The sequence below is a fragment of the Hominimerdicola alba 8 genome (assembly GCF_000178155.2).
GTDB classification, from domain to species: Bacteria; Bacillota; Clostridia; order Oscillospirales; family Ruminococcaceae; genus Hominimerdicola; species Hominimerdicola alba_C.
Window position 1 is genome coordinate 113,308 of sequence record NZ_ADKM02000085.1, and the last position, 14,189, is coordinate 127,496.

Here is a 14,189-nt window from a genome sequence, read left to right on the forward strand (position 1 = left end):
TCCTGCAAAGATATCTGATAATACAAGGTAATTTCAAACAGCTGTCATTCTGTTTTCGTCGAACTTTGCGAAAAATGTGTTTCAAACACTTGACTTATTGCGGAAAATGTTGTATAATGATTTGGTTAAAGACTGTTTTGATATAAAAGCAGGAAAGGATCTGAATTATAATGAAAAATCTGAAAAAGGCGCTGGCTGCGCTTGCGGCTTCTGCTATGATGTTTTCAATGGCAGGCTGCTCTGATACAAGATACGCTATGACATATAACGGCGGTGAAAAGGTGAATGCGGGCGTGTACATCTACAATCTGTACACCGAGATGTCTTATGAACTTACTATGGCATACTATACCACAGGTGCCGCTACCATAGACCTCGACAGTGATAAGGACGGCAAGAAGCTGCGTGAATATCTGGTGGAAGAAGCAAGAAAGGCTACTAAGGAGTATGCGGCTATAACTTACGAGTTCAATAAGCTGGGTCTTGAACTGACCGATGAGGAACTCAGCACCGTCAATGACAGTGTGAAGAGTGTATGGGAACAGAGCGGCGAACTGCTGGAAGAGGAAGGTGTTTCAAAGGAGTCGGTTCGTCAGGTGTACAAGGCGCAGACAATGCGCACAAGATTGTTCGATTACTACTATGCTGCTGACGGCGTAGAGGGTGTCAGTGATGATGTGATGAAGCAGTATGTTGAAGACAACTATGTCAGATACAAGGCTGTAAAGATACCAAAGTCTGCGGCTGAGGACGCAACTGAAAAGGATAACGAAAACAAAGAGAACGAGTCGGTCAGAGATGAGTTCCTTGCTAAGGCTGAGGGCATGACCTTTGATGAGTTCGATGCTATAATCGATGAATATAACGCTTATGCACAGGCTAAGCAGGAGGAAGAAACTTCGGCTGAAGAAGACGCTGCTGATGATGGTACCGTAGGTCCTGTGATGGGTGAAGAAACTGATACTGAGGTAGAAGCTCCCGAAGAGGAAGTCCCCGCAGAAGAGGGCAATGAGTCTGCTGCTGAGAGCGAAAGCGGTCTTGAAGAAGAGGCTGTGCTGGACGAAGAAGAGGAGAGCGTTGACGTTTCCGAACTGGCTACAGCTGACGAAGACGAGGCTGCTAACAGCAATGAGGTAATGTTCAATTACGGCGAGATGGACGAGGAGTCAAAGGCTTCCGAGAACGGCAAGCTGGTCGAATTTATAAATGGTCTGGATATCAACAAGGTAACTGCTTATGATGACGACAGCTTCTATTATATCGTTATCAAGGGTGATATCACCGAAAACAGCGCAGATTATGCTGAAACAAACCACGACTCGCTTCTCCAGACAATGAAGGGTGAAGAATTCCAGACTAAGATAGACAGCTGGGTAGAGGAGATAGGCATATCTGAAAACTCCGATGCTATCAAGAGATACACCGCTCAGGCTGTTTACGATAAGCAGAGCGAATACTATAACAAGCATTCCAACGTATAGATCTACAGCACATTACTCCCGTTCTTTTGAACGGGAGTTTTTTGTGACAACAAAATAATATTTGGTATAAGATCAGCTTATATTTTACATATCACATGGCAAAATATCGGTTTTGTTTATAAAAAATTCACTATTTCAGCCGACATATGGCTTGACATCGGGGAAAACTTATGTTAAAATATATATAGTTAGTAAATACTAACTGATTTGCGCGGACTTTGTGCCGCTTTATATATTAGCATATGGTTAGTTAGTTCTAACCAGACCGTATCGTTTAAAAGAAATGAGGTATAATATGAGTGTGGTCATCATAGGCGGCAACGACCGAATGAGTACCAGATATAAGGAAATATGCAAGTCTTTCGATGTTAAGGCTAAGGTGTTTATAAAGTATGCCACCGATCTTGACAAAAAAATAGGATCTCCGGATTTTGCAGTGGTGTTCACTGACACAGTATCGCACAAAATGCTGAACAGCTTGAACGCAAGGGCTGAAAAGCTGAATTTCCCTGTAGAACTTTGTCACAGTTCAAGCGTATCGGCGTTGAAAAAGGTGCTGTGCAAGTATTGCGGCGGTAATTGTGAAAAGTGTAGATTGGCTCAGTAACAGGCGGTGATAATATGTCTGAAACCAAAGAATTTGAGCGTGAACTTGCTCTGCATACTGCACCTGCCATGTTGGGCGCAAAGCCTGCCAATCTTCTGACGATGGAGGGCAATAGCCGTACCATTAGCGAAAATGTTGCCAGGTTCAACAAAAAGGCTGCGCAGAAAGGTCTGCACATAAAGGAATTGCGCAGGATAGGCAACAGGACACTGATGCTACTCTACAACGAGCGGCTGCTGAATAAGCGCTTGTGTGAAGAAGAGGTGCGTAAGATGTTTTGCGGCTTCGGCTACGGGGCTTGCAAAGATTGCCCGCAGTATCTCGAAAAACTGTGCGACCGCATGGATGAAAGTGGAGATTTTCCGCATGAGATAGGTCTTTTTCTGGGCTACCCTGTGGGTGACATCAAGGGCTTTATCGCCAATAAAGGGCAGAATTGTCTGCTCTGCGGCTACTGGAAAGTCTACAGCGATGCAGAGGGTGCGCGCAGGACTTTCAAAAGATACAACAACTGCACAAAGTATATGGTCGATTGTCTGGCGCATGGTAAGGATATCTACAGTGCGCTTAGGATAAGCTGAAATTGTACAAAATGGTTATTTGATACTAACTTTAGTTTGTTAAAACTAACGAAATATTTCAAAGGAACCGAAAATCGGTTGACAAAAGGCTTTTTAGCTGATAAAATATTATAGGTTAGAATTGTCTAACCTTTCAGTCCATAGCAAAGGGAGGAAAAAAACATGCCCCTGACGCTCGCAGCAGCAGGAGAAACAAATATCATAAAGGGAATAGACGGTACAGCTGAAACCAAGAGATTTCTTGAAAATCTAGGATTCAAAGAGGGTTGCAGCGTGACCGTGATAAACAGTATGTGCGGCAGCCTGATAGTGGGTCTGCACGAGGATATGGTGGCGGTATCGCAGGATATGGCAGCGCGTATAATCGTATAAATATTAAGATAGTTCGGAGGAAAGTATCTTGCTGACCAAGTCACAGAAAAAGTATCTGTTTGCTATCTATCTTCTGGGTCAGGACGGCGGTTCGGTGAAATCCACCTCAGTGTCGGATTTCCTGAACGTTTCAAAGGCAAGCACTGTTAAAATGACCCAGAAACTTATAGAAGAACAGTACATAATCAAAGAGCCGTATCGTGAGATAAGGCTGACACAAAAAGGCATACGTGAGGCGAACAAGCTGTTCACACCGAGCGTGATATTGCAGAATTTTCTCATAGCAACGGTAGGCGTGCCTTCCGACAAAGCCCGCGAAGCAAGTGTGATAATTGCTTCGGAACTTGATGAGGAAACTCTCGATAAGCTGGTGAAATACAGTCTTTCTCTTGCCAAATAACACCCTGAAAAGTCCCGCTTTAGGCGGGATTTTTCATTTTTGTGTGATGTCGTTTCATAGAGTATCAACATTATTTTATTTAAATTTGAAGAAAACTCTTGACAAATTGACGAAAATTGTTTATAATAAAGTTAATATTAAGTTTTAGGACTTAACCAAGGAGTGATAACAATGAAAAAACCTGTTACCCTTATCGACATCGCAAAAGCCTGCAACACCAGCAACGTTACTGTTTCTAAAGCACTTGCAGACAAGAGCGGCGTTAGTGATGAGTTGAGAGCAAAGATAAAGCAGGTTGCTGAGGAAATGGGCTATGTTCCCTCAAAGACTGTGACATCGCGCAAGAAGAGCAATATCGGTGTGCTTATACCCGAAAAGTATGTGGGGCTGAGCGGTTCATTCTACTGGACGCTTTATAACAGCCTTGTACAAAGGCTCAAGCGCGAAAATCTCTACTGTGTCATCGAAAATCTGGAGTATAAGGACGAGCAGAACCTTGTGCTGCCGAACATCGTCACAGACAGGAAGATATCTGCACTGATATCGCTGGGTGAGATATCCCATGTGTATGCGCAGCGTCTTTCGGAGAATGTTGAGCATCTGATACTGCTGGATTACTATGTGCCCGGTCTGAAAGTCGATTCGATAGTCACCAACGGCTACAACGGCGGCTATAAGCTGGCAAATTATCTTATCAGTTTAGGTCACAGGCGTATAGGTTTCATAGGCTCCAAGACTGCGACTTCCAGCATATTTGACAGATATATGGGCTATCTCAAAGCGCTCATAGAACACGACCTGGAGATACGTGATGACTGGATAGTTGAGGACAGGGATAAGTACAGTGACCCCATTGAACTTGTATTCCCGAAGGACATGCCGACCGCTTTTGTATGCAACTGCGATGAAGCTGCATTTCAGGCGATAAAGGCTCTGCGTGAGCATGGTTATGCGGTGCCTGATGATGTATCTGTAGTAGGATATGATAACTATCTTATCTCGGAGGTCAGTGACCCCACGATCACTACTATCAGTATCGATGCTGAGTACATGGCTGAATTGACTGTCAATACTCTTATACAGAGGCTCAACGACCCAAGCACTGTTTACCGTATGCGTACCATCGAGGGTGACCTTGTTATAAAGAACTCGGTGCTGCCGCTCAACAGGTAATACATAACTATAATTGAAATTTATGACCGCAGTCGGTATCGGCTGCGGTTTTTGATAAGGAGAAAACTATGTCAATTAAGACTGATAAAGCGATAGAGAACCACAAAAACGGTTATACATGTTCAGGTGCGGTGATGTGTGCCTTTGCAGATGATGCAGGTTTGTCCGAGCAAGAGGCTTTCGATGTTTCAAGACCATTTGCAGGCGGTAGAATGGGCAAATGTGGGGCTGTTCTGGCGGCTGAACAGGTGCTTAGGGAGAAGTTCGGAGAAAAAGCAGACAGCATGATAGCCGAGTTGGAACGCCGTTTCACCGAGATGAACAGCAGTGTTGTCTGTCGTGAACTGAAAGGCTTCGGGACGGGTAAGGTGCTTCGTCCATGTCGCGGCTGTGTGACCGATGCAGCTGCTATCCTGGAAAAAATGCTGTCTGAATGACTGAGGCAAATAGGATAACATTCTGATATTTTTGTTACAGCAGTGATATTATATTAAGCAGATATGTGGTATCCTATAAACATGAAAGGCGATGCAGCTATTTCAAGTGAAACGAACGGAGGTCATAAAATGAAGGTATTTGATGGTTTTCAGAAGGGCGTAGACCTCGGCGGCTGGCTCTCTCAGGGCAGCTACGACAGAGCGCATCTCGACAGCTTTATAACAGAAACGGACTTTGAGAAGATAGCAGGCTGGGGATGTGACCATGTTCGCCTGCCTGTTGATTACAACATATTCGAGAAAGAGGACGGCACGCCTGTCGGTGACGGCTTTGAACTGTTGGATAAGGCTCTGGCATGGTGTGAAAAATATTCGCTGAACATGCTGATAGATGTACATAAGGTCTATGGCTATTCGTTCTATTCGGGCGATGGTGAGAACGGATTCTTTGACAGCGAAGCGCTTCAGGAACGTTATTATAAGCTGTGGCAGCGCATAGCTGAGAGATATGGCAGATATCCTGAAAGAGTGGCTTTTGAACTGCTCAATGAAGTCAATGATAAGGAGTTCAGCGCGCGTTGGAATGCTATTGCAAAACGCGCAACCGAACTGATAAGACCACTTGCACCCACTACCAAGATAGTTCTGGGCAGCTATTGGAACAACTCTGTAGACGCTCTGGCTGACCTTGATATGCCGTATGATGAGAACATCGTCTACAATTTTCACTGCTATGACCCGTTTATGTTCACGCATCAGGGGGCTGACTGGGTAGACGAGATGCCGCTTGACCTCAGACTTGACTATCCCGGCGATATAAATGATTACCGCCTTAAAGCTAAGGAAACAGGTCTTACACGCATTCAGGATTATCTTGATGTACCTGAAAGCGGCTTTGATGCAAGCTATTTCGAGAAGCGTTTTATCGGAGCTGTGAAACTCTGTGAAGAGAGGGGAGTTGCCCTCTACTGTGGCGAATACGGTGTTATCGACAGGGCTGACCCTATCCAGATACTTGCATGGTACAAAGATATCAATTCTGCTTTCAAAAAATTCGGTATAGGCAGGGCTGCATGGAATTACAAGGAGAAGGATTTCGGTCTTTCTGCTGAGAGAATGCTGCCTGTTATCGATGAACTGGTCAAATACCTGTAAAACGATCACCAAAGCCATAACATAATATTTTTCTCCCATTCCCCGCAGGGCTCAAAGTCTTGCGGGGTCTTTTTTATCTCAGCGTATCTTACTTGTTTATTGTAAAAAAAGACTGCTGCAAAAAAGCAGCAGTCCTGTAATGATCGACATAAAATATTGCTCATATCCCTACCACAGAGCCAAATATCACATGCTTGTCGGGTGGTTTATGGTAAAATATTTATATGACTATCCCTTTAGCACACCAACTAAAAATGCGGTAAACAAAAGGATAATTGAGCGTTGTATATTTTTCCCCCGCCGCAGGCGGGGGAAAAATATACGCCAAGAACCTTAAGTTCTGTATAGCCGCTGTTTTTGTGGTGTGTCAGCGGGATAACCACAAATTTTTATGTTGTTTACTATGATGTTTTTATGTTCTGGTTCCGCATACTGGGCAGACCGTTTCGTTTGCCTGCATGCGGCAGCCGCACTCACTGCAAAAATGTACACCTGTATCGGCAGACTGCGGCTGATAGCTTCTTTCAGGTATAGTCCGAACCATTGTCTGACCGTATCCTGTGGGCTGTTGAACGCTTGTATAGCCTCCATTGTTCGGGTAGCCGCCCTGATATCCTCCTTGCGGTATCGCGCCGTAGGTGGCATTTCTGACATGCTCAGACACAGGTCTGCCGCCGAATCTCATCGGGTCACAATTCTGTGGATCAAATGCGGGCGGAGCATATGGAGTCTGTCCGAAAGCGGGGTGTTTATACATCTGCTGACTCATGACATCATGCCCGAAAACAGGCTGTGCGTAGTTCTGCGGCATGCTGTTCGGCTGTGCCGACGGAATGGGCGAATAGCCCGTCATCTTATCGCTGGTCTTGTCGCACATATCCTGATATACGCCATTAAGATGCTCGTAGTAGTACTTATTGTATATAGGCTGGTCATCGCGTCTGGCTTTCTTTATGGTGAAAATCATCATCAGGTAGACTACTATCATTATAACGATGATAGCAATTATCGTGAGTAATGCGAAGTATTTCGGCGCGTCCTTTGCATCGTTAGCCATAAGGAAAAAGTCGTACAGCGCATGTACTATGACAGCTATGAGATAGGCACGCCGCTGAGGGTTTTTGTCGTGTTTAATGTCATTGTATTTCTTGTACTTTGATATGCCGAAATAGTAGCCCATGAATATGCCTGTGCATGCGTGCAGCGGTACCGACAGTACAGCCCTTATAACACCTGTGCCGAACCCGCCTTGAAAAACATAGAGTATATTTTCCAGTGTAGCAAATCCCAGAGCCGCCGCCGCACCGTATATGACACCGTCATATGTGTTGTCGAATGCTCGGTCGTGGAATATCATCAGCTTGAAAGAAAAGTACTTGCAGCCTTCCTCGACCATTGCTATGACGAATATCGTTTGGAAAAGCATGCCCATAACAGTCTTGTAATCCTGCCCCATAGAACTGAACAGTGTTTCCATCAGTTTGTCACCGATTTCTTCGAGTATTATCGCCGCGATGGTGGAAGCCACGCTTAGAAAAAATACTTTAGCCACCTTGCGGAATGGTTCTTTAGCCGCCCGCGCATTCTTTATTACTATCGCAAATATGACGAAAGTCGGCAGTACTGCGATGGAAAGAAGTGCTTTTCCCATTTTGTTTCCTCCTTATGTATCTGTATATTTATAATTCTATATATGACTATCCCTTTAGCACACCAACTAAAAATGCGGTAAACAAAAGGATAATTTAGCGCCATACGCCAAGAACCTTAAGTTCTGTATAGCCGCTGTTTTTGTGGTGTGTCAGCGGGATAACTATATTTCTGTTTATATGTTCATATCTCCTCAAATGCACCCGATGTGCGTATATAGTGGAAAAGATACTGCTGTGCTATGCCCTCTGCACCTTTTGTACATTCGGGCAGACCGTTTGGGTACCAGTTAGCCATCACACGCTTGACCCATACGTCCATTGGAAACGCTTCTGTTCTGTAAAAACCGAACAGGAGTGTGCACTCAGCAACTTTCGGACCTACGCCTTTGATGGTCTGTAAAGTTTTGCGTGCATCTGCGATGTCCATTTTTGCCACTTCGTCAAGGTCAATTTCACCGCTTGATATCTTTGCAACGGCGTCCACAAGGTATTTTGCGCGAAAACCCGAACGAAGATATGCAAGGCTTTCTGCTGTTTCATCTTTCATTTCCTGCCATGAGGGATAACCGTCGTAATGCTCACAAAGCCGACCTATTATGCCCTTGATGCGCGGGATATTGTTGTTCTGACTTATGATGAATGATGACAGCGCTTCCCACCTGTCCTGTTTGAGAATGCGTATGCCGCCCGCGTAACCGCAGGCTTTGGCAAGGGTACTGTCTTCCGAAAAACGCCTTTTCAACTCGCCGTAATCGGTGTATAGGTCGAAGTATTCAGCCCAAATTTCCAGAAGGTCAGACTCATTGGTGTCGTGCAGTCTGAAAATGCCTTTTTCCTCTTCACTGCTTATCACAAGTCCTTTGTTGAGGAAAGCGCCCTTGTATGTATTGTCAGATATCTTTTCCCACCTGAAAGCCTGACCGCAGTCAAGTGTTTCATCAAGGTCGAAATCCGCCTGTTTCAGCAGGATATCATGACCGTCTTTTCTATAGTCCATTATATTCACACTCCGTCCTGCCATGTGACGCAGGCAGGTAAATTCAAGCTATGGCAGAATTCTTCTGCGCATAAAACGGCTTCATCAAGGCTTATGACAGCATTTGCAGGTGCGAGCCATTCTTCACCGCCCGCTCTGAACATGATCTCGTGCGGATAATTTCCCGGTGTCATTTTAATGTTGCCGTTATCAGTGCCAAAAAAATCCACACAGGCGTGATCGCCGTTAAGCAGTATTGCAATGGCAGGGTAATGCGCATCACCGCTGAGCCATATCTCAGCAGTTCCGTCTGCTGCCGAACGCCTTATAACTGCTTCGATATCAGCGAAGCTATCGATGAGGACTGTGCCGTTTTCTGTGCTGACAAGCATTTGCATAACTCTTCACCCTATCATATATAAAGCACTTGCAAAATCCTTTAAAATACATTATACTATATAATGAAACATTTTTCAAGTGATTTTTTGCACAAGACTTCCTGAGCGTAAGTCTGATAAAGAAAGGACTGATACCATGAGAGAAAGCATTCTTACCATACCTGTTACCGAAATATTTGAGCCGAAATGCGGCTGTCCCATATGCCGACTGCGCGATACTCTTGAACAGCGCACTGTTGACTACATAATGGGTGCCGCCATGATGGAACCTGATGTGCGTATCGAAACCAACAAACAAGGCTTCTGCAAGGTGCATTTTGAACAGATGCGTGCCTGCAAGAACCGTCTGTCGCTTGCACTGATGCTGTCAACGCATCTGCAATCGCTGCAGAAGAACGTGCTAAAGCGCCAAAGCATATTTGAGGGCAAGAATGCCAAACAGAAGCGTGTTTCAGCAGTCAACAACGACTGCTTTGTCTGCAATAAGGTCGAGTGGGGTATGTCGCGCATAATGGTGACTCTTTTTGAAATGTATGAACAGCAGAGTGAGTTTCGCTCTCTGTTCAGCGAGCAGGAGATGTTATGCCTGCCACACTATGATATGCTGGTATCTGCCTGTGAAGATAAGATGGATAAGAAAATACAGGTCGGTTTTAAGGAAGCGTGCGCGGCACTCACTGAAAAATACCTCTCTGAACTTGAAAAGGATGTTACCCACTATTGCAACATGTACGATTACCGCAACAGCGGCGCTGATGCTGACTGGGGCAACTCAAAAGACTCGATCGAGCGTGCGATAAAATTCCTGACTACAAGGTGAACTGACAGAAAAAATACACTATGATCGTATAAAAATACTGTTTTTTGTACAGAATTTTACTGTCGGAAGATATATGCTTAATAGTTGACAAAGTGTACGTATTTGTGTACTGATACGATTTTTTACCCCTAACAAATTAATAGTGGTTTCTTTCCCCGAGAACACTCGGATACGATATAGCGGTTCAGTTTAACAGACTTCTGTTTACAAAAAAGTCATACTTTTGGCTCGAAAATCTTTCGGCTTTGTTTTCAGATTTTCGGGTCGGGTACATATTTTTGTCCATAAACAAAATTTTCAACAAAATCAAACATTGTTGAAAACGTGGAAATTACACTGCTTTTTCAACTGTTTCAACAGAGTTTTCAACATTTTCAGCGTTGATAACTGTTGATAGCTGATAAGTTTTCAACTTTTCAACATCAAATTGTTGAAAGTACATTCAAATGGACTTTAATGTGAAAACCATCTGATGAAATGAGGTCGAAAGGTTGATAAAAGGGGTAAACAAGAAAATTATAGACATTAAGTGTACAAACAGTGAATGTTTCGATAGAGCATTGCTGTTCGTAAATGCAAACTGCATGTTCTCCGAAAATGAGAACGAAGAACTTGCGAAAAAGTATGTCGCGCGGCTGACTAAGGAGTTCAAAGATGGCGGTGAATGCTGTCACGAACAGCATCGGGCATTCACGAAAAACATTTTCGCTGTGCTGCCCTGGGTGATAGCTGCTGCTGCACTGGCTGCAGCGATAAGATTTGCACTGTAAATAACAAAATTAATAAAGCGTATTTGTAACAACTGCAAAAAAATCCTTAAGGGCTATTGGCTTTTGAGGATTTTTATGTTATAATGTTTTATAATTGCATTTGTTTAAAAGAGGAATTTTTTATGCGTGATAAAAACGAAAAAACTAAAAATACAGAAAATGCTGCCGAAGAAGAACTTATTCTCGGCAGAAACCCCGTGATCGAAGCACTGAAAGCTGACAAACTTATTGATATTATATTTGTCAATCCCGATGCTAAAGGCTCGATCTCACTGATACTCAAACTGGCGCGTGAGCGTGACATTCCTGTAAAGCAGGTGCGTGAGCAGAAGCTGGACTTCATGGCTCACGGTGCAGCGCATCAGGGTGTTATCGCGATCGGTGCCTGTGCTGAGTATGTTGAGGTCGATGATATACTTAAGATAGCGGCTGACAAGGGCGAAGATCCTTTCATAATAATCTGTGACGAGATAGAAGATCCGCATAATCTCGGTGCTATCATAAGAACGGCTGAGGCTGCGGGCGCACATGGCATCATTATCCCGAAAAGGCGCAGCGCTTCGCTCAACCACACGGTTTTCAAGACCTCTGCGGGGGCTGCGAGCTGGCTGCCTGTGGCAAGGGTGGCAAATCTGCCTGCGGCGGTCGATGACCTGAAAAAGCAGGGCATATGGATATACGGCACCGATGGTGCAGGTGAGAATTATTCGGGCGTAGACATGCGCGGCCCTGTTGGGCTGGTGGTCGGCTCTGAGGGCTTCGGTATGGGCAGACTTATGAAAGAGAAATGCGATTTTCTGCTCAGCCTGCCGATGGCTGGCAAGATTACTTCGCTAAACGCTTCGGTGGCGGCAGGCATATTTATGTATGAGGTCGTTCGACAGCGTGCGAAATAGATTTGGAGTGATATGATTGGCTGATAAGCATTCCATAGAAGAAATAATGTCAGAACTCAGCAAAAAGCACCATCTGCCCTCGGATGAGCAGGACGGAGATGCTTTTGATATCAGGTTCGCCCCAAAAGGTGAGGCGGTAAAGGAAGTTTTCGGCAAGAGCGATGAAGTGCGCGGGCATGATAGTTCCGTACAAAGAACTGTCAAGGCTTATGATGACAGCAGTGCGGAGAGATCTGCTGTAAGAAGTGTTTCTTCAAAGAAATTATCTGAAGGCAGTGAAAAAACTGCGGCAGAAGAGAGAACTCTTGTACGCGAAAAGCCTGTTATCCCTGTCATAAGCGAGAGTGCACCTGACGAGAAGCGGGCTGTCGATAATGCGCGGCGCATCAGTGAATTGTCAAAGCACAGCGGCAGGGACAAGCGCAAGGGTGAACCTGCCGATGAACCTGTAAGGCGCACAAGCATCAAGGATGTTGAACTGGGGCTTGAAAATAAGCTGATAGAGGACACTGTTGAGGTCTTGAAGCATGAAACGGCTTCTTCATCGGCTGATGAAGAGTACTTTAGCAAATCTGCACAGGTAAGTGAACAGCGCCGCAAAAAGGTGGAGGACTTTGTGCTTGACGGCATGTCAGACGATCTAGAAGGATCTGATGAAGTTACACCGAAAAAGGTATCATACGGTCAGCGTGAGTTTGAGAACTACGATGATGCACCGAAGATACTCAGTGACATAATGCAGGTAAAGAGCAACTTGTTCCTTAGGTTGTGCGTGCTTCTGTTCACCGGGCTGTCAAGTCTGCTGATAACCATTGCAAATGACCTTGAACTGCCTGTGATAAAGGTTTTTGACAGGTCGGTGTCGCCATCGGCATACCTGTTTTCAAACACGATAATGGGTCTGCTGGCGCTGGGCGTTTCATATAACATAATGACTGCGGGCATAAAGAACATCTTCACTCGAAAGCCTGATAATGATTCTATAGCGGCAGTGGGGATATTCGTGTCTGTCATTGCGGGCATAGCTACTCTGTTTGACCCTGATTCTGTGCGCGAAGGTTTCTATCATGTGTACATCTCGGCGGCAATAGTCGGGCTTATCTTCAACACACTGGGCAAGATGATGATAGTTCAGCGAACAGAGAAGAATTTCCGCTATATCGCAGGCGAATTTGACAGATATGCTGTCAAGAGCGTTGACAGCAGTACAGCAGTCAACTTCGGCAGAGGTGCTGTGCCTATCAACGCGAATATGACGGCAATGCGCAAGACGAGTTTTGTTGAGGATTTCATAAAGAACAGCTATGCGCCCGATGTTTCGGATAATTTTGCAAAATATTCAGCGCCGCTGATACTTGCTGTTGGGCTTATAACAGGGCTTCTCTCCTTTATCTGCGACAAGCATGCCGGCTCGATGGTGGAGAAGATATATGTGGCGCTGGCGGCGTTTTCGGGAACTGTTACCATGTGTTCATCGCTTTCGCTGATACTGGCGGTAAATCTGCCGATAAATCGCGCTACAACGAAATATCTGCAATATTCTTCTGTGATACTGGGATACAGCGCAGTTGAAGAGTACGCAGATGCGAACTCGATACTGGTGGAAGCCGCTCAGCTTTTCCCGAAAGAAAGCGTTGACCTTGTCAACCTCAAACTGCTTTCCACCGATCCGCTGGACGAATGTATACTGATGGCGGCAAGCCTTGTATTCAGGGCGGACAGCGTGCTGAAAACGTCTTTCTACAGAATGCTGAAAGGCAAGCTGGACATGCTTTACCCCGTTGAAAGCTACATCTTCGAGGATGAACTCGGACTGTCAGGCTGGATAAACAACAAGCGTGTCCTGCTCGGTACACGCAGGCATATGGAAGACCACTCTATCGACGGTCTGCCGCCTGTTTCAAAGGAAGCAGAGTACGGCAAAGGCAACTGCATACTATATCTGTCGATATCAGGGGTGGTGTCAACAATGTTCGTAGTAAAGGTGACACCATCGGCGGCAGTTTCAAAGTGGATGCGTTCACTTGAACGTGAGGGCATCGTTACAGTGGTCAGAAACGTTGACGGATTTATGACTGAGGCATATCTTGAAAAGATATTCGACCTTGACCACGGCTCAGTCAAGATGCTGCCGTTCAGGTATCACAAGGAGTACGAAAACGAAGTCGGCTACAAGGAGCGGGAGTCATCTTCTATGTTGTGCAGTGGTAATTTCCCTGCATTTGCCATGCTTATGACAGGTGTTAAGCGCATAAAGTCGGCGGCACAGCTTGGCATAGCACTCCAACTCGGCTCAGTGGTTCTGGGGGCGGCTATATGTCTGATATCGATGATATTGGGAACATTCTCACAGATAACGCCGACACTGGTAATAGTTTACCATCTTGTATTTGCAGGTTTGACGACATTCCTGTTAAGCAGCAGGAAATTCTGATAAAAATATTACGCAGTCCGCAGAAAATGCGGACTGT

The 14,189-nt window shown here is 45.1% G+C and carries 15 protein-coding genes; 12 read left to right on the forward strand and 3 right to left on the reverse strand.

Annotated elements, in window-relative coordinates; all coding sequences use genetic code 11:
• Window positions 1–170 precede the first annotated feature (170 nt).
• From CUS_RS09550 to CUS_RS09585, 8 genes are all read left to right on the forward strand, one after another.
• Window positions 171–1,481 (forward strand): hypothetical protein, encoded by a 1,311-nt coding sequence (locus CUS_RS09550; RefSeq protein WP_002849932.1) that lies wholly within the window; start codon window positions 171–173, stop codon window positions 1,479–1,481.
• 295 nt (window positions 1,482–1,776) lie between these two features.
• Window positions 1,777–2,088, forward strand: a complete 312-nt coding sequence (locus CUS_RS09555) for a DUF2325 domain-containing protein (protein WP_002849937.1) — start codon at window positions 1,777–1,779, stop codon at window positions 2,086–2,088.
• Between the two features lie 14 nt (window positions 2,089–2,102).
• Window positions 2,103–2,669, forward strand: coding sequence for a DUF3793 family protein (locus CUS_RS09560; protein WP_002849983.1), 567 nt, complete (start codon window positions 2,103–2,105; stop codon window positions 2,667–2,669).
• Window positions 2,670–2,831: 162 nt separating this feature from the next.
• On the forward strand, window positions 2,832–3,041 hold the full coding sequence (locus CUS_RS09565) for a FeoA family protein (RefSeq protein WP_002849996.1): 210 nt from the start codon (window positions 2,832–2,834) through the stop codon (window positions 3,039–3,041).
• A 28-nt stretch (window positions 3,042–3,069) separates the two neighbouring features.
• A complete protein-coding gene (locus tag CUS_RS09570) occupies window positions 3,070–3,441 on the forward strand; it encodes a metal-dependent transcriptional regulator (protein ID WP_002850044.1) in 372 nt (123 codons plus the stop codon).
• A 171-nt stretch (window positions 3,442–3,612) separates the two neighbouring features.
• On the forward strand, window positions 3,613–4,614 hold the full coding sequence (locus CUS_RS09575) for a LacI family DNA-binding transcriptional regulator (RefSeq protein ID WP_002850037.1): 1,002 nt from the start codon (window positions 3,613–3,615) through the stop codon (window positions 4,612–4,614).
• Window positions 4,615–4,682: 68 nt separating this feature from the next.
• Window positions 4,683–5,051 (forward strand): C-GCAxxG-C-C family protein, encoded by a 369-nt coding sequence (locus CUS_RS09580; RefSeq protein ID WP_002850013.1) that lies wholly within the window; start codon window positions 4,683–4,685, stop codon window positions 5,049–5,051.
• A 129-nt stretch (window positions 5,052–5,180) separates the two neighbouring features.
• Entirely contained in the window at window positions 5,181–6,206 is a 1,026-nt protein-coding gene (locus tag CUS_RS09585; RefSeq protein WP_002850067.1) for a glycoside hydrolase family 5 protein, read from the forward strand.
• 412 nt (window positions 6,207–6,618) lie between these two features.
• Here CUS_RS09585 and CUS_RS18615 read toward each other — a convergent pair whose 3' ends face one another.
• The 3 genes from CUS_RS18615 to CUS_RS09600 form a co-directional block, all read right to left on the reverse strand.
• Entirely contained in the window at window positions 6,619–7,857 is a 1,239-nt protein-coding gene (locus tag CUS_RS18615; protein ID WP_002850006.1) for a PrsW family intramembrane metalloprotease, read from the reverse strand.
• Window positions 7,858–8,039: 182 nt separating this feature from the next.
• Window positions 8,040–8,855 (reverse strand): DNA-3-methyladenine glycosylase family protein, encoded by an 816-nt coding sequence (locus CUS_RS09595; RefSeq protein WP_002849952.1) that lies wholly within the window; start codon window positions 8,853–8,855, stop codon window positions 8,040–8,042.
• A 5-nt stretch (window positions 8,856–8,860) separates the two neighbouring features.
• Window positions 8,861–9,226, reverse strand: a complete 366-nt coding sequence (locus CUS_RS09600; RefSeq protein ID WP_002850055.1) for an Imm1 family immunity protein — start codon at window positions 9,224–9,226, stop codon at window positions 8,861–8,863.
• A gap of 142 nt (window positions 9,227–9,368) precedes the next feature.
• Here CUS_RS09600 and CUS_RS09605 point away from each other — a divergent pair, with 142 nt between their 5' ends.
• The 4 genes from CUS_RS09605 (at window position 9,369) to CUS_RS09620 (ending at window position 14,152) form a co-directional block, all read left to right on the forward strand.
• Window positions 9,369–10,052, forward strand: a complete 684-nt coding sequence (locus tag CUS_RS09605) for a DUF6062 family protein (protein WP_037276984.1) — start codon at window positions 9,369–9,371, stop codon at window positions 10,050–10,052.
• A gap of 491 nt (window positions 10,053–10,543) precedes the next feature.
• The gene (locus CUS_RS09610) at window positions 10,544–10,822 is read left to right on the forward strand and encodes a hypothetical protein (RefSeq protein WP_002849980.1); all 279 of its coding nucleotides are present in this window, start codon (window positions 10,544–10,546) and stop codon (window positions 10,820–10,822) included.
• A 122-nt stretch (window positions 10,823–10,944) separates the two neighbouring features.
• Window positions 10,945–11,718 carry a 23S rRNA (guanosine(2251)-2'-O)-methyltransferase RlmB gene (gene rlmB, locus CUS_RS09615; protein ID WP_002849918.1) on the forward strand — a complete coding sequence of 258 codons (774 nt, stop codon included), beginning with the start codon at window positions 10,945–10,947 and terminating at the stop codon, window positions 11,716–11,718.
• 16 nt (window positions 11,719–11,734) lie between these two features.
• Window positions 11,735–14,152 (forward strand): hypothetical protein, encoded by a 2,418-nt coding sequence (locus CUS_RS09620; RefSeq protein WP_002850036.1) that lies wholly within the window; start codon window positions 11,735–11,737, stop codon window positions 14,150–14,152.
• Window positions 14,153–14,189: the final 37 nt, after the last annotated feature.

Excerpts from the sequence above, each read along its gene's own strand:
- CUS_RS18615 (WP_002850006.1), bottom strand. The coding sequence starts at position 7,857 with ATGGGAAAAGCACTTCTTTCCATCGCAGTACTGCCGACTTTCGTCATA.
- CUS_RS09580 (WP_002850013.1), top strand. The coding sequence starts at position 4,683 with ATGTCAATTAAGACTGATAAAGCGATAGAGAACCACAAAAACGGTTAT.
- CUS_RS09585 (WP_002850067.1), top strand. The coding sequence starts at position 5,181 with ATGAAGGTATTTGATGGTTTTCAGAAGGGCGTAGACCTCGGCGGCTGG.
- CUS_RS09560 (WP_002849983.1), top strand. The coding sequence starts at position 2,103 with ATGTCTGAAACCAAAGAATTTGAGCGTGAACTTGCTCTGCATACTGCA.
- CUS_RS09595 (WP_002849952.1), bottom strand. The coding sequence starts at position 8,855 with ATGGACTATAGAAAAGACGGTCATGATATCCTGCTGAAACAGGCGGAT.
- CUS_RS09605 (WP_037276984.1), top strand. The coding sequence starts at position 9,369 with ATGAGAGAAAGCATTCTTACCATACCTGTTACCGAAATATTTGAGCCG.
- CUS_RS09565 (WP_002849996.1), top strand. The coding sequence starts at position 2,832 with ATGCCCCTGACGCTCGCAGCAGCAGGAGAAACAAATATCATAAAGGGA.
- CUS_RS09575 (WP_002850037.1), top strand. The coding sequence starts at position 3,613 with ATGAAAAAACCTGTTACCCTTATCGACATCGCAAAAGCCTGCAACACC.
- CUS_RS09555 (WP_002849937.1), top strand. The coding sequence starts at position 1,777 with ATGAGTGTGGTCATCATAGGCGGCAACGACCGAATGAGTACCAGATAT.
- CUS_RS09600 (WP_002850055.1), bottom strand. The coding sequence starts at position 9,226 with ATGCTTGTCAGCACAGAAAACGGCACAGTCCTCATCGATAGCTTCGCT.
- rlmB (WP_002849918.1), top strand. The coding sequence starts at position 10,945 with ATGCGTGATAAAAACGAAAAAACTAAAAATACAGAAAATGCTGCCGAA.
- CUS_RS09550 (WP_002849932.1), top strand. The coding sequence starts at position 171 with ATGAAAAATCTGAAAAAGGCGCTGGCTGCGCTTGCGGCTTCTGCTATG.